The sequence below is a fragment of the Paraburkholderia terrae genome (assembly GCF_002902925.1).
Classification (GTDB): Bacteria; Pseudomonadota; Gammaproteobacteria; order Burkholderiales; family Burkholderiaceae; genus Paraburkholderia; species Paraburkholderia terrae.
In genome coordinates, this window is the sequence record NZ_CP026112.1 from 2063844 (window position 1) to 2083257 (window position 19414).

Below are 19414 nucleotides of genomic sequence, written 5' to 3' on the forward strand. Positions count from 1 at the left end.
AATTACATCGTTTCCGCAAACAGCTCGCGGCCGATCAGCATGCGGCGGATTTCGCTCGTGCCCGCCCCGATTTCATAGAGCTTCGCGTCGCGCCACAGACGCCCGACGGGATACTCATTGATATACCCATTGCCGCCGAGAATCTGAATCGCCTCGCCCGCCATCCATGTGGCCTTTTCCGCGGTGTAGAGAATCACGCCCGCGCAGTCCTTGCGCACCTGGCGCACATGCGCCGTACCGATCGTATCGAGCTGACGGCCCACCGCGTACAGATACGCGCGGCACGCCTGCAACGTGGTGTACAGATCGGCGACCTTGCCCTGGATCAGCTGGAATTCGCCGATCGACTGGCCGAACTGCTTGCGGTCGTGGATATACGGCACGACGGCGTCCATCACCGCCATCATGATGCCCGTCGGGCCACCCGCGAGCACGGCGCGCTCGTAGTCGAGGCCGCTCATCAGCACCTTCACGCCGCCGTTCAGCTCGCCAAGAATGTTCTCTTCCGGCACTTCGACGTTCTCGAACACCAGCTCGCCCGTGTGCGAGCCGCGCATGCCGAGCTTGTCGAGCTTCTGCGCGACGGAAAAGCCCTTCATGCCCTTCTCGACGATGAACGCCGTGATGCCGCGCGCACCGGCTTCGATATCCGTCTTCGCGTAGACGACGAGCGTGTCGCAGTCCGGGCCGTTCGTGATCCACATCTTCGTGCCGTTCAGCACATAGCGGTCGCCCTTCTTCTCGGCGCGCAGCTTCATGCTGACCACGTCCGAGCCGGCATTCGGCTCGCTCATCGCCAGCGCGCCGACATGGTCGCCCGACACCAGCTTCGGCAGGTACTTTTCTTTTTGCGCCTCGGTGCCGTTGCGGTGAATCTGGTTCACGCACAGATTCGAGTGCGCGCCATACGAGAGCCCGACCGATGCCGACGCGCGCGAGATTTCCTCCATCGCGACCATGTGCGCGGTGTAGCCCATGTTCGCGCCGCCGTATTCCTCGGAGACCGTCATGCCGAGCACGCCCAGATCGCCGAACTTCTTCCACAGGTCCATCGGGAACTGGTCGGTGCGGTCGATCTCCCCCGCACGCGGCGCGATCTCCTTCGCCGCAAACGACGCGAGGCTGTCGCGCAGCATCTCGATCTCTTCACCAAGCGGGAACTGCAAACCGGGCAAGTTGCTCATGTGTGTCTCCAGGAGTTCGTGGCGGGCGGCTCAAGGTGCAGCGCCGCCTCGCATCAGGCAATTTTTCTGAGCCGGACTCAGCCGGCTGGTTCGCCGCGCACCTAGCTTCCATCGTGAGTCATACGACATGTGCGGCTACGCGGCAGTACAGAGCGCATTTCACTCCAGATTTACGTAAGCGTCAATCGGTATTTTTGAGTGTCACTCAAAAACCGTGAAGTACACGCTGAATGGGCTGCCAGCGTGGTAGTATCGGCCGCAACGGAGCCCTTCCGCTCCGAAATCTGAACTGGACTCATATGATGGGCGTAGCAAGGGCCGAGGTGTCGGGATCGCGCCGCCAGCCGGCGGGCCGCAAGTCGCAGCAACGCGTGAAGGAGATTCTTCAGGCGGGCCGCGACGTCTTCTCCGAAAAGGGCTACGAACGTGCGACGACGGCGGAGATCGCGCAGCGGCTAGGCATTTCCGAGGCCACGGTGTTCAGCTACTTTCGCGGCAAGCGCGAGCTGTGCGCGCGCGTGATCGGCGACTGGTACGACGAGATCATCGAAGCCATCGAATCCGGCCTGCCGCGCGACGGCAGCATCCGCCAGCAGTTCGCGTTCATCGTGCGCACGCATTTGCGGCTGATGCTGGTCAACGGCACGGGGTTGTGCGCGCTCGTGCTGTCGGAAGGCCGCACGCGTCAGCACGAACTCAGCGAAGAACTGACGGGCTTGCAGCGCCGCTACACCGCGCCGCTGATGCGCGTGCTGTCGCACGGCCAGCAGACGGGCCAGATCCGCTCGGACGTGCCGCTGCGCCTGCTGCGCTCGCTCGTCTTCGGCCCGATGGAACACGTGCTGTGGGACGCGACGCTCGGCAATCGCCGCACCGATATCGACGCCACGGCGGACCGCCTGATCGACGTGCTGTGGTCCGCCTTGCAGCCGCCCGACGCGTCGCTCAGCGCGCTCGCGCAGTTCCGCCAGGAAGTGGGCGAAGCGGCGCGCCGCCTGGCCGAAGCGGAAGCCGCACATCAGCAGAAAGCGAAGCAGGCCGCGCCCGAACGCATCAACACAGGCGAAGACGCCTAAGCCTCTGGGTCGCACCGAGCGCCCGGCCGGGTGCGCAACTTGCTGGCGATGTTGATGCCAGCAACGCACCCCAAGGAGGCCCGGCCATGTCAACCACGCCCAACGAAGGCGAAAATCCGATCCGCCCCGACCAGTCCGACGTCGTGCAGACCGATCTGCCCGATGTCGGTCCGTCGCAGGACCCGGACGCGTCGCCGCTCGATCCCGACGTCAACCCCGATTACGAGGACGACAAGCCGTAGGACAGGCGCCGTTCGTCGACAACATCGAATGCCAGGGAGGGAGGATCATCGTGCAACACGTATTCAACAGAACATGCCAGATGGGTGTCGCGAGCTTGCTGGCCGCGCTCATCTCGACAACGGCACTCGCGCAAGGCGCGCCGCAATCGGTCACCGAACGCCGCACGGAAGTCATGCAGACGGGCAGCGGCTTTCGCGCCTCGAAGCTCGCGGGAACGAGCGTTTATAACCGCGACAAGGACAAGATCGGCACCATCGACGACCTGATCCTTTCGCCGACCGATCACACCGCGTTCGCGATTCTGTCGGTGGGCGGCTTTCTCGGCATGGGCAAGCACTATGTCGCCGTGCCGTTCGGCGATCTGCAGATCACCGCCAAACAGGTGACGATGCCGGAGGCGACCAAGTCGTCGCTCGAAGCGTTGCCCGAGTTCAAGTACGCGCCGGACTGAGCATGGAAACCTTCGGCCGCTTGGCATCGGACATGCGAAGCGGCCGGTTTCATAGTCATTCCTGGATCAGCGCGGGAATCTCCTCGACGAGCGCGTCGATCGCGCAACGCACCTTCGACGCCATGTAGCGCGTCTGCGGCCACACGACGTTGATCTCCAGCGGCGGCAAACTGCAACACCCCTTGACCAGCGCGAGTTCGCCCGACTTCACGTAGCGCGCGAGCAGCCATGACGGCAGGCGCGCAAGCCCAAAGCCAGCAATCGCTGCGGCGGCAATCGCCTGCACGTCGTCCATGCTCAGATGCGGGTTGATGTTCACGCGCATTGGCTGGCCTTCGTCGTCCAGGAAATCCCACTGCGCGAGCGCGCCGCCCCGCGCATACACGATGCCTTCGAGCCCATGCATCTCGTCGAGCGACGCGGGCATGCCGTGCCGCGCAAGATACGACGGCGCCGCGCCGACGCAGGTGTACTGCGCGCCCAGCCGCCGCGCGGCGAGACTCGTGCTGTCGCGCAACTCGCCGATCCGCACGGCGAGGTCGAAACCTTCCTCAACGAGATCGACCATGCGGTCGCTGAACGACATGTCGATCTGCAGCTTCGGATGCCGGCGCGTCAGATTCATCAGCACGGGCGCGACGCACAACTGGCCGAATGCGAGCGGCAGGCTCACGCGAAGCCGGCCGCGCGGCGCGCGCCGGCCGCCTTCGAGTTCAGCCTCGGCCGCTTCGAGTTCGGCGAGCGCGCGCACGCAACGTTCGTAGTACGCCTGGCCGTCTTCCGTGAGGCTCTGGCTGCGCGTCGTGCGATGAATCAGGCGTACGCCGAGCCGCGTCTCCAGACGCGCAATCACCTTGCCGACGGCCGAGCGCGTCAGGTTCAGACGTTCGGCTGCCAACGCAAAACTGCCCGCTTCGACGACCTGCACGAAGGTCGCCACGCCATCGAGCCGGTCAGTCATCGCGCCGTCCGATTGGTTCCTTATAGGCCGCATTCATGGGAATTCACCTCGTCAATCGGGACAGATATTCCCGATATATTACCGCTCATCTATCGCAACGGTATTCATCTCATGCAACCATTTCGTCCGCGCAAGAACACCCTTGCGCTGCTCGCCGCCTGCCTTTCGTCGTTGATGTTCGGTCTCGAGATTTCCAGCGTCCCCGCGATCCTGCCGGCGCTCGAACATCTGCTGCACGGCGATTTCAAGGACATGCAGTGGGTCATGAACGCGTACACGATTGCCTGCACGACGGTCCTGATGGCGACGGGCACGCTCGCGGACCGCTTCGGCCGCAAGCGCGTGTTCATCGTCAGCATTGCGCTGTTCGGCGTTACGTCGCTGCTGTGCGGGCTGGCGACGAACATGGCCGTGCTGATCGCGGGCCGCTTCCTGCAAGGCGCGAGCGGCGGCGCGATGCTGATCTGCCAGGTCGCCGTGCTGTCGCATCAGTTCCAGCAGGGACACGAGCGCGTCAAGGCGTTCGCCGCGTGGGGCATCATCTTCGGCATCGGGCTGGGGTTCGGGCCGATCATCGGCAGCGCGACGGTCGCGCTGACCGGCTGGCAGTGGGTGTTTCTCGTACACGCGCCGCTGGCACTCGCGACCATCGCGCTCGCCATCAGCGGCGTGAGCGAATCGCGCGATCCGCATGCGCAGAAGCTCGATATCGCGGGCGTCGTGACCTTGTCGCTCGCCGTGTTCGGCGTCGCCTTCTACATCACGCAGGGGGCGGACTTCGGCTTCGCGAGCCTGCCCGCGCTTGGCATCGTCGCAGCGAGCGCGCTCTGCCTGATCGCGTTCTTCGTCGCCGAGAACATGAGCGCGCATCCGATGTTCGACTTCTCCGTGTTTCGCATCCGCAAGTTTTCGGGCGCGCTGATCGGATCGGCTGCGATGAATTTCAGCTTCTGGCCTTTCATGATCTATCTGCCCGTGTACTTTCATAACGCACTGGGCTATGACGATCTGCACGCGGGACTCGCGCTACTCGCCTATACGCTGCCTACGCTGGTCGTGCCGCCCGTCGCGGAACGTCTCGCGCATCGTTATCAGCCGGGCTTCGTGATTCCCGGCGGGCTCTTCACGATCGGGCTCGGCTTCATGCTGATGCGTATCGGCAGCGGCGCGGAGCACGCCAGCTGGATGACGATGCTGCCCGGCTGCGTGATCGCTGGCGTCGGACTCGGCCTCACCAACACGACCGTGACGAACACGACGACGGGCGCCGTGTCGACGGCACGCGCCGGCATGGCCTCGGGCATCGACATGAGCGCGCGGATGATCTCGCTTGCCATCAACATCGCGTTGATGGGGTTCGTGCTGGTGGCGGGCGTCGGTGCGTCTTTGTCGCACGCGTGGCCAGGCGCGCAGGACGCCGCGCAGATTCACGCGACAAGCGCTGCGATTGCAGCGGGCCATGTCGTCGCGCTCGACGGCAAGATCGCGCACGATGCGCTCGTACACGGCTTCGGCTGGGTGATGCTGTATGGAGGCGTGGGCGCGTGGCTGCTCGCGGCGGCGAGCTTCATGACGTTCGGCGCGATGACGAACCCGACCCGTTCGAAGCTGCAAGAGGCGCGCGCGGCGACATCGGCGCAACGCACGGATTGATACAAAAAAGCGTGAGCGCGGATGACGCGCTCACGCTTTCCAGACGTGCAGATCAGTAATAAGGATACGGTGCGTAAACGGCGCCCGGCGGGGCATAGTAATAAGGACGCGGCGCGTAATAGACAGGCCCCGGCGCATAATACGCAGGCGGCGTCGCATAGACGGGCGCCTGCGGTTGCGAGATGGTGTTGCCCTTCGACGTCATGCACTGCGCGTAAGCCGCGTCGTAGCGCGCCTGCAGGCCATATGCCGAGTAAGACGCGCCGTTCGCGCCCGTCGCGCCGCCGACCAGCAAGCCGCTGCCCGCGCCGATTGCCGCGCCGGCACCCGGATTGCCCGCTGCCGCGCCGATCAGCGCGCCGACGGCCGCGCCGCCCAGCGTGCCGACAGCCGCGCTGCCCACCGCGTTGTTGGTGGCCGCCTGCGATGCACCATTGGCGTCCGTGCTGCGGTACGCATAGTCACGGCACGCGTAGTCGTCCTGCTGGAACTGTTCGAGCGGCTCGCCCTTGCGCGGCAGCGCCACCACGCTCGGCCCGCTGGGCGGGATGACGGCACAACCGCCCATTGCGAGCAACACCCCGACGAGGATCGTCGGCATTGCGACCTTTCTTGTGACCTGAGTCTTGTTCATGTTCGTCGACCTGCCAATGAAAAATGCCAATGTCCAATAGAAGAACAATAGTCCAACAGACTTAGACTTGAGTTACGAATGCGTTACTGGATATTTCTGCACTTTGACCTGGCGCAACGCGCAAAAAGTAAAAAAGGGTCAGCGGAATTCACCTTGAAATCGCAGCCCGATATGTGCATCATGCACATATGCACAATGCACACATTGAGGTGACGCGATGACCCGGCGCATGGAAAATCTGCTCGGCGTGCTCGCCCTTCTGGTGACGGACGAACTGAACGCACAACCCAGCATTCCCGCGCTGGCCGGTTCGACCGCACGCGCAATGCTCAATGCGATCGGCCAGTACCCTGACTCGTCGATCGAACTGCTGCGCGATGCCGTGGATCTCTCGCATCCCGCCGCCGTGCGCGCAGTGGCGGGACTCGTCGACGCAGGTCTCGTCGAAAAGAAGGCGGGCAGCGACAAGCGCTCGGTTGCGCTGGCTCTCACGGCTACCGGGCGCCGCGAAGCGAACCGCTTGCGCGCCGCGCGCGGGCGCATGCTCGAACGCATCGCTGCGAGGCTCGATGAAAGCGAGCGCGACGTGCTCGAAAATCTGCTCATCAAGATTCTCTGGAACGAAACGCGCGATTCGCCGCACGCGATGCAGCTTTGCCGCTTCTGCGACGACAAGCCATGCCTGAAGGCGGGCTGCCCCGTCGAGTGCCGCGAACAGGGGCTGCCGATGCCCGAGCGGAGCGCATCATGAGCGCCGCCAATATAGACGCGATCCGCTTGAACGCTCCGCCTGTGCGCTGGCGTGCAGTGGCCGCGCTGACGGCCGTCTCGACGCTCTCGCAGATCGGCCAGTTCGGCATCGGCTTCATGGTCCTGCCCGTGTGGCTCGCACATCAGGGGCTCGACGCGCCGCGCGCCGGACTTTTCGCTGCGGCGCAATGGGCGGGCATGTTCGTCGGACTGCTGTTTGCGCCGCGTCTGATCGAACGGATCGGATCGAAGCTGACGGTGTCGCTCGGGCTCGCCGCTTCGCTGATCGCGTATGCATCGTTTGGTGCCTTGTCGTGGCCTGCGTGGATGTTGCCCGGCATGCTGACGGGGCTCGGCATCGGCTTGCGCTGGATCGCGAACGAAACCTGGCTCTATAGTCTCGTGCCCGCCGACAAGAGCGGCAAAGTGGTCGGCGTTCACGAAACCTTGATCGCATCAGCGGGCGTGCTTGCGCCGGCGCTCGCGGTCTACGGTGGCGTGAGCGGCACACTGGTGTTCGTGTCGGGTTCGCTGCTGACGCTCGCTGCCGCTGTTCCGTTGTGGCTCACCCGTTCGTCCGCGCCTCAAGCTGTATTGGAGCCACAGGTGGCTCGCGGCAAGCGCCTCGAACTGGGGCCGATCGTTTGCCTCGGCCTCGTTACGATTGCAGTCGGCGGCATCGGAGACGGCGCGCTCTACGGGCTCTTCCCGCTCTTCGCCGACAGCCGCGGACTCACGGCCACGCAAACCGCGACGATGCTCGCGTGCTTCGGTATCGGCGGCATGGTGCTGCAATTCCCAGTTGGGTGGCTCGCGGATCGCGCCGGTCTCGCGGCAACGGTGATCGTCTGCGCATTGACCAGCACGGCGGCTATCGTGGCGTTTTCTTTCGCGCCGTCGGCATCGCTTGCGTATTTCGTAGCCGCGCTGCTGCTCGGCGGCATGAACAGCGCGTACATCACACTCGGCATGTATGCCGCCGCTTGCAGCGACAAACAGGCAATAACCCGCAACATGCGCGTGCTGTCGCTCGCCTTCACTGCATGCTCGATCGCCGGGCCCCTGTTTGCCGGGTCGGCGATGAAGGCGCTCGGAAACGATCTGTTGATGTGGCAACTCGCGATCATGAGCGGCGCGCTCATGATCTATACGCTCGGCATGCGTGAAGGGCACCGGCAGGCGCGGCAGCGCGCGCCTTCGGCCTCTTCCTGATAACCGAGGCGCGCGCGCCGCGTTTCGCTCAGCGCAAACGCACTAGCGTCGACTTCAGCTCCGTGTACTTTTCGAGCGCATGCAAAGACTTGTCGCGGCCATTGCCCGACTGCTTGTAGCCGCCGAACGGGAAGTTCATGTCGCCGCCTTCGTCATAGCAATTGACCCACACGGTGCCCGCGCGCAGACGCCGCGACACTTCATGCGCCGTCGTCAGGTTTGCTGTCCACACGGCGGCGGCGAGACCATAGTCGCTGTCATTGGCGATCTGCACGGCTTCGTCGATCGTATCGAACGTAATCACCGACAGCACCGGCCCGAAGATCTCTTCACGCGCGATCTTCGCATCAGGCTTCGGCACATCGAAAACAGTCGGCTCGACATAGAAGCCGCCGCTTTCCTGCTGCACGCGCGCGCCGCCATGCAATAGCTTCGCTTCGGCCCGCCCTGCTTCGATATAACCCAGCACGCGATCGAGCTGCACCTGATCGACGATTGCGCCCATCGACGTCTTCGGGTCCAGCGGATTGCCCGGCGCATAGCTGCGGGCCGCCGCGACCAGCTTGTCGAGGAACACGTCCTTGATGTCGCGATGCACGAGCAGACGCGAACCTGCCGTACACATCTCGCCCATGTTGTAGAAGATCGCACCGGCTGCGGTTTTGGCAGCGCGATCGAGATCAGGACAATCGGGCAGCACGATGTTCGGCGACTTGCCACCCAGCTCCAGCCACACGCGTTTCAGGTTCGACTGCCCAGCGTATTGCATGATCAGCTTGCCGACATTCGTCGAACCCGTGAACGCGAGGCAATCCACGTCGTGATGCAGCGCGAGCAGCTTGCCAGGCTCGCCGCCACCCGGCACCACGTTGAATACGCCTGCGGGAATGCCCGCTTCATGCGCGAGTTGCGCAACACGAATCGCCGTCAGCGGCGATTTCTCCGAAGGCTTGAGCACGACGCAATTACCCGCCGCGAGCGCGGGCCCGAATTTCCACGATGCCATCAGGATCGGGAAATTCCACGGCACTACGGCGGCGACGACGCCGAGCGGCTCGCGCGTCACGAGACCGACGAGATGATGATCCGCGGGCACGACCTCGCCGCCGACCTTGTCGATCGCTTCCGCAAACCATTCGACGCAATACACCGCGCCCGGCACGTCGACGCTGGTCGTGTCGCCGATCGGCTTGCCCGCATCGAGCGTTTCGAGCAACGCGAGTTCGTCGAGATGCTCGCGCATCAGCGCAGCCCATTTGAGCAGCTTCGCTTTACGCTGACGCGGATTGAGGCCCGACCATACGCCTTTATTGAATGCATGCCGCGCGGCGCGCACGGCAGCGTTCACGTCGGCCTCGCCGCAATCGGCTACTTTCGCAAGTACCTTGCCGTCGATGGGACTCACGCAGTCGAACGTGCGCCCGCTTTCGGCCGGCCGATACTCGCCGTCGATAAACGCGCGCCCTTCGATTGCGAGCGTCGCTGCCTGTTCCTGCCAGTAAGCCAATGTCGTCTTGTCCATCAGGATGCCTCAATGTTATGCGTTCAGCGCATTGCATATGGCATGCGCGATGCGATGCTGCGCGAAACGCGTTGACGCGAAGCGGCGTGCGAAAAATCAGAAAGTGGGCGGCGAATTGGCCGACACGACTTCGCACACCTGCTGCGCGCTGGGATTGCGAAAACGATGCGGTAAGCGGCTTTCGAAGTAATAGCTGTCGCCGGGGTCGAGCAGCCACGTCGTACTGTCGACGGTCAATTCAAGCTGACCGCTGACCACGACGCCGCCCTCGTGCCCTGCGTGTTGCAACATTTCCGGGCCCGTATCCGCGAGCGGCTGATACACCTCGCGCATGATGCCCATATTGCGATCCTTGACACTCGCGCCCGCCAGATAGAACTCGATCTGCTCGTTGCCGAGATTCGGCATCTCCGCGCGGCGCGACACCACGGTGCGGTCGGCCTCAATTTCAAATGTGAAGAATTCGGCGAGACTCATCGGTATGCATTCGAGCAGCTTTTTCAGCGAGCCAACGGAAGGACTCACGCGGTTCTGCTCGATCAGCGAAATCGTGCCGTTCGTCACGCCCGCCCGTTTCGCCAGCTCCCGCTGCGAAAGACCGTGCTTTTTACGGATGTACTGCAGGCGGGTTGCCACTTCAATTGACATCGATGCACTCATGGAAACGGGTAGTACTTCACGAAAACAGCGGTATTCGAATAGCACGCGCGTGTGTTGAATATTCTAATCACTTTAAATTCACCGCCTCTGGGGAAAACCCTGAAAGCGAAACGAAATTTTTACGCATCTACAGGCTTCAAAGTGGACTTTATTGCGCATAGATAGCTCAGGGTAAGCCCTCATCAAAGTTTCGTAAAAAGACTTTGACGGCCTTTTTGACTCGTATATCCTGAACTACAGGTCGATGTTTCCTGATTCGATTACTCGCTGCGACAGCCCGATTCATCGCAGAAGCAGTGGGTAAAGAATGCGTTACGGGTAACAACCTGTCGTCCCGTTTCTTTAAACGTTCGACGCGTTTTCCGAACGGGGCGTTCAATACTTTCAACGTGCCAGTCGAGTGTAATCGTGAGAGTCCGAGGCCCTTTGGTTAGGTGGGATCGTAGTCAGTTCGCGAGGTGTCTTCGCGCTGACAACGCCATCGCCGACGGCAGCAACGGCAGGCTTGCGTTTCGCCGCTTTCTGTCCGTCTTCACGATCCTGTCGCGCCGTTCCGTCCGTCGTCACAACTCCATTTCAGCGCGTGCGTTCATCGCGGTTCATACCGACGAAGTCGCATCGCTCTTGCCCTAGCGCCTTTCCATCTGTCGCTGTCAGGCCCGCTTGCGGGTCAATGCTTCGCACGCGTTATCGCGCTGCGTGTTCGGTTGCGCTCGTCCCCAAGCCGGACACGCGCCGTTGCACGCCCGCGGTTGCACGCAGCGGAGCGAACCGGACAGCGTATCTGTTTGCTACGCGCGGCGCGATCCGCTGACGACGCTGCCACGCAAGCACCCTTCCAGTAGCTTTGCGCTCTGCGCATGGCTGCGGAATCGTGCCGCGCGTACGCACACCATGATTTGCCGCGTTCCCGCAGTCAACGACGAATACCAGTTAGTCATGCAAACGAAACCTTTAGTCGGCATCACGGCCGACAGAACGATGATGGGTCTGCATCCTTCGCATGTGGCCGGCGAGAAGTACATCGCGGCCGTGATAGATGGCGCGCAAGCGCTTGCGATGCTGCTGCCCGCGTTAGGCGACAGACAGGTGCCGGAAGATCTGTTCGCGCATATCGACGGTTTGCTGTTTACGGGCAGCTATTCGAATGTCGAGCCGCATCGTTATGGCGGCCACGCGAGCGCGCCCGGCACGCTGCACGACGCCGCACGCGACGCGACGACGCTGCCGCTGATGCGCGCCGCCATCGACGCTGGCATCCCGGTGCTCGCTATTTGCCGTGGCTTTCAGGAAATGAATGTCGTATTCGGCGGGACGCTGCATCAAAGCGTTCAAACGGTGGACGGCTATGACGACCACCGCGAGAACAAGGAAGACGACCTCGACGTGCAGTACGGGCCTTCACATGCGCTGCATCTACTGCAAGGCGGGCTGTTGCAGAAGCTCGCCGGCGGCGCAAGCGAAGTGCGCGTGAATTCACTGCACGGCCAGGGCGTCGAGCGGCTCGGCGACGGCCTCACGGCCGAAGCCCACGCGCCGGACGGTTTGATCGAAGCGATCAGCGTGACGCATGCGCGCGCCTTCACGCTGGGTGTGCAATGGCACCCGGAATGGAAGCACGCGAGCGACGCGTTATCGACAGCGATCTTCCGTGCGTTTGGCGCGGCGTGCCGCGATCGAATGCGCATGAGGACGGGTTCAGCAGCGGCTGCAAGCGCACATATCTGATCCCCGTTCTGCGCAAAAAAACAGAGAGAACGATCATGCAAGACATTGACGAGTTTCTGAAGAAGCATCACATCACCGAAATCGAAGCGATCATTCCCGACATGGCAGGGATCGCGCGCGGCAAGATCATTCCGCGCAGCAAGTTCGAATCCGGCGAATCCATGCGCCTGCCGCAAGCCGTGATGATCCAGACGGTGACGGGCGAATATCCCGAAGATGGCTCGCTCACGGGCGTCACCGACCCCGACATGGTGTGCGTGCCCGATCCGTCGACGATCCGCATCATTCCGTGGGCCGTCGATCCCACCGCGCAGGTGATTCACGACTGCGTGCATTTCGACGGCACGCCCGTCGCGATCTCGCCGCGTCGCGTGCTGCGCCACGTACTCGATCTCTACAAGGCCAAGGGCTGGAAGCCCGTCATCGCGCCGGAGCTGGAGTTCTATCTGGTCGACATGAACAAGGACCCCGACCTGCCCTTGCAACCGCCCGTCGGGCGCACGGGTCGTCCCGAAACAGGACGCCAGGCGTATTCGATCGAAGCCGTGAACGAATTCGATCCGCTCTTCGAAGATATCTACGAGTACTGCGACATTCAGGAACTCGAAGTCGACACGCTGATTCACGAAGTCGGCGCGGCGCAGATGGAAATCAACTTCCTGCACGGCGACCCGCTCAAGCTCGCCGACCAGGTCTTTCTTTTCAAGCGCACGGTGCGCGAAGCGGCGCTTCGTCATCACATGTACGCGACGTTCATGGCGAAGCCGATGGAGAACGAACCCGGTTCCGCGATGCACGTACATCAAAGCCTCGTCGATGAAGAGACGGGCCAGAACCTGTTCACGGGGAGCGACGGCAAGCCGACGGATCTCTTCAATCAGTACATCGCCGGCCTGCAGAAGTACACGCCCGCGTTGATGCCGATCTTCGCGCCATACATCAATTCGTATCGCCGGCTGTCGCGCTTCATGGCGGCGCCGATCAACGTGCAATGGGGTTACGACAACCGCACGGTCGGTTTCCGCATTCCGCATTCGGGCCCGCAGGCGCGCCGCATCGAGAACCGCATTCCGGGTGTGGACTGCAATCCGTATCTGGCGATTGCGGGCACGCTCGCGGCCGGCTATCTCGGCATGACGCAGCGACTCACGCCGACCGAGCCGCTCACCAGCGACGGCTATGAATTGCCATACCAGTTGCCGCGCAATCTCGAAGAAGGACTCACGTTGATGGGCGCGTGCGAGCCGCTTTCCGAAATCATGGGCGAACCGTTCATCAAGGCGTATCTCGCGCTGAAGGAAACCGAATACCAAGCGTTTTTCCGCGTGATCAGTTCGTGGGAACGCAAGCATTTGCTGCTGCACGTCTGAGTCCGGCGTCATCCGCAAAACAACTGGAGGCAACATGAGTTACAGGACAGAAGAAATCGCTTACGTGCAATCCGCGCAACCGGCCGCGAAGGCGAGTACTTCGCAACAGCTGCGCAGCACGGCTGAATACCGCGCGCTCGATGCCGCGCATCACATTCATCCGTTCTCTGATATGGGCGCGCTCAATCGCGCCGGCAGCCGCGTGATCGTCAAGGCGGAAGGCGTCTATCTGTGGGACTCCGATGGCAACAAGATCATCGATGGCATGGCGGGACTGTGGTGCGTAAACGTCGGCTATGGCCGCAAGGAACTCGCGGACGCAGCGTACAGGCAGTTGCAGGAACTGCCCTTCTACAACACGTTCTTCAAGACCACGCACCCGCCCGTGATCGAACTGTCGGCCTTGCTCGCCGAGTTGACGCCCGCGCCGTTCAACCACTTCTTCTATTGCAATAGCGGCTCGGAAGGCAACGATACGGTGCTGCGCATCGTCCATCAGTATTGGGCGACGCAAGGACAGAAGCTGAAAAAGTTCGTCATTTCGCGTAAGAACGGCTATCACGGCTCGACGATCGCGGGCGGCACGCTCGGCGGCATGGGTTATATGCACGAGCAGATGCCTTCGCAGGTCGAGCACATCGTGCATATCGACCAGCCGTACTGGTTCGGCGAAGGCGGCGACATGACGCCGGAAGAATTCGGCCTCGAACGTGCGCGCCAACTCGAAACGGAAATTCTCGAGCTTGGTGCCGAGAACGTCGCTGCGTTTATCGGTGAGCCTTTCCAGGGAGCGGGCGGCGTGATCTTTCCGCCTTCTACCTACTGGCCGGAAATCCAGCGCATCTGCCGCAAATACGACGTGCTGCTCGTCGCCGATGAAGTGATCGGCGGCTTTGGCCGCACGGGCGAATGGTTCGCGCATCAGCATTTCGGCTTCGAACCGGACCTCATCACGATGGCGAAGGGCCTGACGAGCGGCTATATCCCGATGGGCGCCGTCGGCCTGCACGACCGCATCGCCAAAGCGATCATCGAGAACGGCGAGTTCAATCACGGGCTCACCTATTCCGGGCATCCCGTCGCCGCCGCTGTCGCGGTCGCGAACCTGAGGCTGTTGCGCGACGAGAAGATCGTCGAACGCGTGAAGAACGAAACGGGCCCGTATTTCCAGCAGTCGCTGCGCGAGACCTTCGCGAATCATCCCATCGTCGGTGAAGTGGCGGGCGCGGGACTCGTTGCGGGCATCCAATTGGCGCAGAACCCGAAGACCCGAAAGCGCTTCGAGAATGGCGGCGACGTCGGCACGATCTGCCGCGACTTCTGCTTCAACGGCAACCTGATCATGCGTGCCACGGGCGACCGCATGCTGCTCTCGCCGCCTCTCGTCGTCACGAAGAGCGAGATCGACGAGATCGTCGCGAAGGCGAAAAAGGCCATCGACGCAACTGCACAACAGCTAGGGCTTTCGTAACGGCAGTCAGACCACCGGCGCGGGCGCCGTGACGCATCGACAACGCGACACACGCTCATGCCGGACTTTTACCTCCAAGGGAAATCAACATGAGCGTTTGTCATCTTCGTCATGCGGTCGCGGGGGCCGCGCTGGTAGTCGTGACGGGCATTGCCGCACTGTCGGGCACGGCAGCGCAGGCGGCCGATACCGAACTGAACGTCTATAACTGGTCCGACTACATCGCGAAGGACACGATTCCGAACTTCGAGAAACAGACGGGCATCAAGGTCAAGTACGACAACTACGACAGCGACGACACGTTGCAGGCCAAGCTGCTCGCAGGCAGCTCGGGCTACGACATCGTCGTGCCGACGTCGAACTATATGGCCAAGCAGATTCAGGCCGGCGTCTACCAGAAGCTCGACAAATCGCAGATGCCGAATCTGAAGAATCTCGACCCGACGCTGATGAAGTTGATCTCCGACGCCGATCCGGGCAACCAGTACGGCGTGCCGTGGGCATACGGCACGGACGGCATTGGCTACAACGTGCAGGCCGTGCAGAAAGTACTCGGCGCGAATGCACCTGTCGACAGCTGGGCGCTCGTGTTCGATCCCGCCAACATGTCGAAGCTCAAGAGCTGCGGCGTGTCGTTCCTCGATCAGGCCGTCGACGTCTTCGCCGCGACGCTGCAATACATGCACAAGGACCCGAACAGCACGAGCCCCGGCGACTATCAGGCGGCGTACGAAGTGCTGAAGAAAGTCCGCCCGTACATCACGCAGTTCAATTCGTCGGGCTACATCAACGATCTCGCGAATAACGATGTTTGCGTGGTCGTAGGCTGGTCGGGCGACGTCGGCATCGCGCGGCGCCGCACGCAGGAAGCGAAGCGCTCGTATGAAGTCAAGTTCTCGAACGTGAAGGAAGGCGGCCTGCTGTGGTTCGACGTGATGGTCGTGCCGAAGGACGCACCGCATCCCGAAGCCGCGATGAAGTGGATCAACTTCATTTCGGACGCGAAGAACAATGCAGCCATTACCAACGAAGTGTTCTACCCCACCGCCAATCGCGCCGCGCGCCAGTTCGTCACCCCGGCTGTCGCACAGGATCAGACGGTCTATCCGGCCGACGACGTGATCGCCAAGATGACGCTGATGAGACCGATGCCGACGGAAATTCTGCGGCTCGAAAACCGCCTGTGGGCGCAACTGAAAACCGGTCATTGAACGTGTGAGTCAACGCCGGTTTTCAGGGACATGAAAGGGAACTGAATGAAACGAAGAGGGATCGCTCGATCCCTCTTCGTAGAGCAGTAGCGCAGTCAGTCTGCGTCTTGCGCGCAGCCCCATGTTTCCCCGATTGCAGCACGACACCTGCGAGCGCTTCGCGCGCCTCGCCAGGGCCCGTTCGTGCCTGCGATCCGCAAAGAACGGTCACATATGAATACGATGCACACCACGCAAGCAGCGAAAGCGGCCACGCAGCCCGCGACGACGAAAGCGAAATCGGACGAGTTCGTTCGCATCGAAAACGTCGTGAAGAAGTTCGGCGACAGCACGGCTGTCGACAACGTCAACCTGAGCATCGCGAAGAACGAACTGTTCGCGCTGCTCGGCAGTTCGGGCTGCGGCAAGTCCACGCTGTTGCGCATGCTGGCGGGCCTGGAGACGGCCACGTCCGGCAAGATCTATGTCGACGGCGAAGATCTTGCGGCCTTGCCGCCCTATCGCCGCCCCGTGAACATGATGTTCCAGTCGTATGCGCTCTTTCCGCATATGACGGTCGAATCGAATGTCGCGTTCGGCCTGAAACAGGAAGGCACACCGAAGAACGAGATCAAAGAGCGTGTCGCCGATGCGTTGAATCTCGTGCAGATGACGAAGTACGCGAAGCGCAAGCCACATCAGCTATCGGGCGGCCAGCAGCAGCGCGTCGCGCTGGCGCGTTCGCTCGTCAAGCGCCCCAAGCTGTTGCTGCTCGACGAGCCGATGTCCGCGCTCGACAAGAAGATCCGCCAGAAGACCCAACTCGAACTCGTGAACATTATCGAGAAAGTCGATGTCACCTGTGTGATGGTCACGCACGATCAGGAAGAAGCGATGACGATGGCGAGCCGCCTCGCCGTGATGAGCGAAGGCCGCATCGTGCAGATCGGTTCGCCGACGCAGGTCTACGAGTTTCCGAATAGCCGCTTCTCCGCCGAGTTCATCGGCTCCACCAATCTGTTCGAAGGCGTCGTCGTCGAAGACGAACCCGATCACATCTTTGTCGAAAGCGAAGACCTTGAGTCGCGGATGTATGTGAGCCACGGCGTAACGGGGCCGCTTGGCATGCCCGTCGGCATTTCGGTGCGCCCCGAGCGCGTGCGCGTGACGCGCGAGAAACCCGGCGCGGCGCACAACTGGGCGCGCGGCGTCGTGACGGATGTCGCATACATGGGCAGCTATTCGCTGTACCACGTGCGTCTGCCGAGCGGCAAGACCGTCATGTCGAATCTCTCCAGCTCGCACCTGATGAGCGAAGGTGCGCCCGTCTATAACGACGACGTGTTCGTCTCCTGGTCGCCTTCGAGCGGCGTGGTGCTGACGCAATGAGAAATCCCGCCCAAACTTCTGCGGCGCGACTGGGCGCCGCCTCGAATGCAAGCCCCGCGCTCGCATCGTTCAAACAGAGCCTCGCGAAGCTGCTGCCTTCGGGCCGCAGTACCGTGATCGGCATTCCGTTCATCTGGCTCGCGGTGTTCTTCGCGCTGCCGTTCGTGCTGGTGCTGAAGATCAGCTTTGCCGATTTGCGCCTTGGCATTCCGCCTTATACGGAACTCGTCAGCGTCAAAGATGGCATGGTGCATTTCGCGCTGCAACTGAGCCACTACGCGTTCCTGTTGCAGGACAGCCTGTACGTCGCAACGTATCTCAGCTCGCTGAAGATGGCCGCCGTCTCGACTATCTGCTGCCTGTTGATCGGCTATCCGATCGCGTATTACATCGCGCGCTCGGCACCCGCTACGCGCAACCTGCTGATGATGGGCGTGATGCTGCCGTTCTGGACGTCGTTTCTGATTCGCGTGTACGCGTGGATCGGCATTCTGAAAGACGACGGCCTGCTCAATCACACGCTGATCGCGCTCGGCGTGATTCACTCGCCCTTTCGCCTCTATCACACGGATATTGGCGTCTATATCGGCATGGTCTATTCGTACCTGCCGTTCATGGTGATGCCGCTCTACGCACATCTCGTGAAGATGGACTTGACGCTGCTCGAAGCCGCCTACGATCTCGGCGCGAAACCGTGGACGGCGTTTACGCGCATCACGTTGCCGCTGTCGAAGAACGGGATTATCGCGGGGTCGCTGCTGGTGTTCATTCCCGCCGTCGGTGAGTACGTGATACCGGAACTGCTCGGTGGCGCGGACACGCTGATGATCGGCCGCGTGATGTGGGATGAGTTCTTCAACGACATGGACTGGCCGATGGCATCCGCCGTGACGGTGGCGATGGTGCTGCTATTGCTCGTGCCGATGGCCGTATTCCAGTACTACCAGGTCAAGGAACTGGAGGGTGCGAAATGACCAAGCCGAACAAGCCTTTGTCCGCCACGGTGCTGACGCTCGGATTTCTCTTTCTTTATATCCCGATCATCAGCCTCGTCGTGTTCTCCTTCAACGAGTCGAAGCTCGTCACCGTCTGGTCCGGCTTCTCGCTGAAATGGTATGGCGCATTGCTGCACGATGACGAACTGCTCACGGCCGCATGGCTGTCGCTGAAGATCGGCTTGATGACGGCGTGCGCGTCCGTCGTGATCGGCACGTGGGCGGGTTTCGTGCTCGCGCGCTTTGGGCGCTTTCGCGGCTTCACGTTCTTCGCGGGCATGATCAACGCGCCGCTGGTGATTCCCGAAGTGATTCAGGGCATATCGCTGCTGCTGCTCTTCGTCGCGCTGGAGCAGATGATCGGCTGGCCCAAGGGACGCGGCGTGCTGACGATGTGGATCGGCCACGTGATGCTGTGTGTTTCGTATGTCGCGATCATCGTGCAGTCGCGCATCAAGGAACTGAACCGGTCCCTCGAAGAAGCGGCACTCGATCTCGGCGCGACGCCGTTCAAGGTGTTCTTCGTCATCACGCTGCCGCTGATCTCGCAGGCCTTGCTGTCCGGCTGGCTGCTGTCGTTCACGCTTTCCGTCGACGATCTCGTGCTCTCCGCATTCCTGTCCGGCCCGGGCTCGACCACATTGCCGCTCGTCGTGTTCTCGCGCGTACGCCTTGGCCTGAACCCGGAAATGAATGCACTCGCCACGCTCTTCATCACGGCCGTGACGATCGGCGTGATCGTCGTCAATCAATGGATGCTGATGCGCGACCGCAAGCGCACGCGCGACATGCAGATGGCGTTCGCGATAGCCGACGCGGCCGATGCCCCTTCGACAACCACACGCCCTGCCGTGGCGACCAACACGCTCGATACGGCCAACGCATAAGAAGTTCTTCGCAATACGACAAACAAGGAGAAAATTGC

General features: G+C 62.0%; 19 protein-coding genes. 14 read left to right on the forward strand and 5 right to left on the reverse strand.

All coding sequences use genetic code 11. The features are described from left to right. Nucleotides 1-2 precede the first annotated feature (2 nt). Nucleotides 3-1184 carry an isovaleryl-CoA dehydrogenase gene (locus C2L65_RS25515; protein WP_042315185.1) on the reverse strand — a complete coding sequence of 394 codons (1182 nt, stop codon included), beginning with the start codon at nucleotides 1182-1184 and terminating at the stop codon, nucleotides 3-5. Between the two features lie 299 nt (nucleotides 1185-1483). Between C2L65_RS25515 and C2L65_RS25520 the strand changes: the two genes are divergently transcribed. The 3 genes from C2L65_RS25520 to C2L65_RS25525 all read left to right on the forward strand — a co-directional run bounded on the left by C2L65_RS25520 (nucleotide 1484) and on the right by C2L65_RS25525 (nucleotide 2954). Further along, nucleotides 1484-2260 carry a TetR/AcrR family transcriptional regulator gene (locus C2L65_RS25520; RefSeq protein WP_042315184.1) on the forward strand — a complete coding sequence of 259 codons (777 nt, stop codon included), beginning with the start codon at nucleotides 1484-1486 and terminating at the stop codon, nucleotides 2258-2260. Nucleotides 2261-2346: 86 nt separating this feature from the next. Continuing rightward, nucleotides 2347-2502, forward strand: coding sequence for a hypothetical protein (locus C2L65_RS46210; protein ID WP_167450351.1), 156 nt, complete (start codon nucleotides 2347-2349; stop codon nucleotides 2500-2502). An 80-nt stretch (nucleotides 2503-2582) separates the two neighbouring features. After that, the gene (locus C2L65_RS25525; protein WP_042315182.1) at nucleotides 2583-2954 is read left to right on the forward strand and encodes a PRC-barrel domain-containing protein; all 372 of its coding nucleotides are present in this window, start codon (nucleotides 2583-2585) and stop codon (nucleotides 2952-2954) included. A gap of 55 nt (nucleotides 2955-3009) precedes the next feature. On the opposite strand, the gene C2L65_RS25530 is transcribed toward C2L65_RS25525, so the two are convergent. After that, on the reverse strand, nucleotides 3010-3915 hold the full coding sequence (locus C2L65_RS25530; RefSeq protein WP_042315181.1) for a LysR family transcriptional regulator: 906 nt from the start codon (nucleotides 3913-3915) through the stop codon (nucleotides 3010-3012). A gap of 111 nt (nucleotides 3916-4026) precedes the next feature. On the opposite strand from C2L65_RS25530, the gene C2L65_RS25535 reads away from it, so the two are divergent. After that, nucleotides 4027-5568 carry an MFS transporter gene (locus tag C2L65_RS25535; protein ID WP_042315180.1) on the forward strand — a complete coding sequence of 514 codons (1542 nt, stop codon included), beginning with the start codon at nucleotides 4027-4029 and terminating at the stop codon, nucleotides 5566-5568. A gap of 52 nt (nucleotides 5569-5620) precedes the next feature. Here the strand turns inward: C2L65_RS25535 and C2L65_RS25540 are convergent, their stop codons facing one another. Beyond that, the gene (locus C2L65_RS25540; protein WP_042315194.1) at nucleotides 5621-6202 is read right to left on the reverse strand and encodes a YMGG-like glycine zipper-containing protein; all 582 of its coding nucleotides are present in this window, start codon (nucleotides 6200-6202) and stop codon (nucleotides 5621-5623) included. A gap of 217 nt (nucleotides 6203-6419) precedes the next feature. On the opposite strand from C2L65_RS25540, the gene C2L65_RS25545 reads away from it, so the two are divergent. Together C2L65_RS25545 and C2L65_RS25550 are read left to right on the forward strand one after the other, a co-directional pair. Then, the gene (locus tag C2L65_RS25545) at nucleotides 6420-6953 is read left to right on the forward strand and encodes a MarR family winged helix-turn-helix transcriptional regulator (protein ID WP_042315179.1); all 534 of its coding nucleotides are present in this window, start codon (nucleotides 6420-6422) and stop codon (nucleotides 6951-6953) included. Further along, nucleotides 6950-8164: an MFS transporter gene (locus C2L65_RS25550; RefSeq protein ID WP_042315178.1), complete on the forward strand. Its 1215-nt coding sequence runs from the start codon at nucleotides 6950-6952 to the stop codon at nucleotides 8162-8164. The genes C2L65_RS25545 and C2L65_RS25550 overlap by 4 nt, the downstream gene beginning before the upstream one ends. 28 nt (nucleotides 8165-8192) lie before the next feature. On the opposite strand, the gene C2L65_RS25555 is transcribed toward C2L65_RS25550, so the two are convergent. Both C2L65_RS25555 and C2L65_RS25560 read right to left on the reverse strand, forming a co-directional pair. After that, on the reverse strand, nucleotides 8193-9686 hold the full coding sequence (locus C2L65_RS25555) for an aldehyde dehydrogenase (RefSeq protein WP_042315176.1): 1494 nt from the start codon (nucleotides 9684-9686) through the stop codon (nucleotides 8193-8195). A 96-nt stretch (nucleotides 9687-9782) separates the two neighbouring features. Further along, nucleotides 9783-10334, reverse strand: a complete 552-nt coding sequence (locus C2L65_RS25560) for a cupin domain-containing protein (protein WP_007743050.1) — start codon at nucleotides 10332-10334, stop codon at nucleotides 9783-9785. 438 nt (nucleotides 10335-10772) lie between these two features. Between C2L65_RS25560 and C2L65_RS46680 the strand changes: the two genes are divergently transcribed. From C2L65_RS46680 to C2L65_RS25600, 8 genes are all read left to right on the forward strand, one after another. Further along, a complete protein-coding gene (locus tag C2L65_RS46680) occupies nucleotides 10773-10979 on the forward strand; it encodes a hypothetical protein (RefSeq protein WP_039901929.1) in 207 nt (68 codons plus the stop codon). A gap of 306 nt (nucleotides 10980-11285) precedes the next feature. Beyond that, a complete protein-coding gene (locus C2L65_RS25570; RefSeq protein WP_174485108.1) occupies nucleotides 11286-12074 on the forward strand; it encodes a gamma-glutamyl-gamma-aminobutyrate hydrolase family protein in 789 nt (262 codons plus the stop codon). 35 nt (nucleotides 12075-12109) lie between these two features. After that, entirely contained in the window at nucleotides 12110-13444 is a 1335-nt protein-coding gene (locus C2L65_RS25575; RefSeq protein WP_035996707.1) for a glutamine synthetase family protein, read from the forward strand. A 34-nt stretch (nucleotides 13445-13478) separates the two neighbouring features. Continuing rightward, on the forward strand, nucleotides 13479-14915 hold the full coding sequence (locus tag C2L65_RS25580; RefSeq protein ID WP_042315174.1) for an aspartate aminotransferase family protein: 1437 nt from the start codon (nucleotides 13479-13481) through the stop codon (nucleotides 14913-14915). 89 nt (nucleotides 14916-15004) lie between these two features. After that, nucleotides 15005-16126, forward strand: a complete 1122-nt coding sequence (locus C2L65_RS25585; RefSeq protein ID WP_042315172.1) for a polyamine ABC transporter substrate-binding protein — start codon at nucleotides 15005-15007, stop codon at nucleotides 16124-16126. 222 nt (nucleotides 16127-16348) lie between these two features. Continuing rightward, entirely contained in the window at nucleotides 16349-17494 is a 1146-nt protein-coding gene (locus C2L65_RS25590) for an ABC transporter ATP-binding protein (RefSeq protein WP_416365567.1), read from the forward strand. Next, a complete protein-coding gene (locus tag C2L65_RS25595) occupies nucleotides 17491-18468 on the forward strand; it encodes an ABC transporter permease subunit (protein WP_042315170.1) in 978 nt (325 codons plus the stop codon). The genes C2L65_RS25590 and C2L65_RS25595 overlap by 4 nt, the downstream gene beginning before the upstream one ends. Continuing rightward, a complete protein-coding gene (locus C2L65_RS25600; RefSeq protein ID WP_042315169.1) occupies nucleotides 18465-19376 on the forward strand; it encodes an ABC transporter permease subunit in 912 nt (303 codons plus the stop codon). The genes C2L65_RS25595 and C2L65_RS25600 overlap by 4 nt, the downstream gene beginning before the upstream one ends. The last annotated feature ends 38 nt before the right edge of the window (nucleotides 19377-19414 follow it).

Bases quoted from the DNA above. Each gene is read 5' to 3' on its own strand.
- C2L65_RS25540 (WP_042315194.1), bottom strand. From the start codon at position 6,202: ATGAACAAGACTCAGGTCACAAGAAAGGTCGCAATGCCGACGATCCTC.
- C2L65_RS25600 (WP_042315169.1), top strand. From the start codon at position 18,465: ATGACCAAGCCGAACAAGCCTTTGTCCGCCACGGTGCTGACGCTCGGA.
- C2L65_RS25580 (WP_042315174.1), top strand. From the start codon at position 13,479: ATGAGTTACAGGACAGAAGAAATCGCTTACGTGCAATCCGCGCAACCG.
- C2L65_RS25545 (WP_042315179.1), top strand. From the start codon at position 6,420: ATGACCCGGCGCATGGAAAATCTGCTCGGCGTGCTCGCCCTTCTGGTG.
- C2L65_RS25520 (WP_042315184.1), top strand. From the start codon at position 1,484: ATGATGGGCGTAGCAAGGGCCGAGGTGTCGGGATCGCGCCGCCAGCCG.
- C2L65_RS25575 (WP_035996707.1), top strand. From the start codon at position 12,110: ATGCAAGACATTGACGAGTTTCTGAAGAAGCATCACATCACCGAAATC.
- C2L65_RS25585 (WP_042315172.1), top strand. From the start codon at position 15,005: ATGAGCGTTTGTCATCTTCGTCATGCGGTCGCGGGGGCCGCGCTGGTA.
- C2L65_RS25595 (WP_042315170.1), top strand. From the start codon at position 17,491: ATGAGAAATCCCGCCCAAACTTCTGCGGCGCGACTGGGCGCCGCCTCG.
- C2L65_RS25530 (WP_042315181.1), bottom strand. From the start codon at position 3,915: ATGACTGACCGGCTCGATGGCGTGGCGACCTTCGTGCAGGTCGTCGAA.
- C2L65_RS25535 (WP_042315180.1), top strand. From the start codon at position 4,027: ATGCAACCATTTCGTCCGCGCAAGAACACCCTTGCGCTGCTCGCCGCC.
- C2L65_RS25560 (WP_007743050.1), bottom strand. From the start codon at position 10,334: ATGTCAATTGAAGTGGCAACCCGCCTGCAGTACATCCGTAAAAAGCAC.
- C2L65_RS25555 (WP_042315176.1), bottom strand. From the start codon at position 9,686: ATGGACAAGACGACATTGGCTTACTGGCAGGAACAGGCAGCGACGCTC.
- C2L65_RS25570 (WP_174485108.1), top strand. From the start codon at position 11,286: ATGCAAACGAAACCTTTAGTCGGCATCACGGCCGACAGAACGATGATG.
- C2L65_RS25550 (WP_042315178.1), top strand. From the start codon at position 6,950: ATGAGCGCCGCCAATATAGACGCGATCCGCTTGAACGCTCCGCCTGTG.
- C2L65_RS25525 (WP_042315182.1), top strand. From the start codon at position 2,583: ATGGGTGTCGCGAGCTTGCTGGCCGCGCTCATCTCGACAACGGCACTC.
- C2L65_RS46210 (WP_167450351.1), top strand. From the start codon at position 2,347: ATGTCAACCACGCCCAACGAAGGCGAAAATCCGATCCGCCCCGACCAG.
- C2L65_RS25590 (WP_416365567.1), top strand. From the start codon at position 16,349: ATGCACACCACGCAAGCAGCGAAAGCGGCCACGCAGCCCGCGACGACG.
- C2L65_RS25515 (WP_042315185.1), bottom strand. From the start codon at position 1,184: ATGAGCAACTTGCCCGGTTTGCAGTTCCCGCTTGGTGAAGAGATCGAG.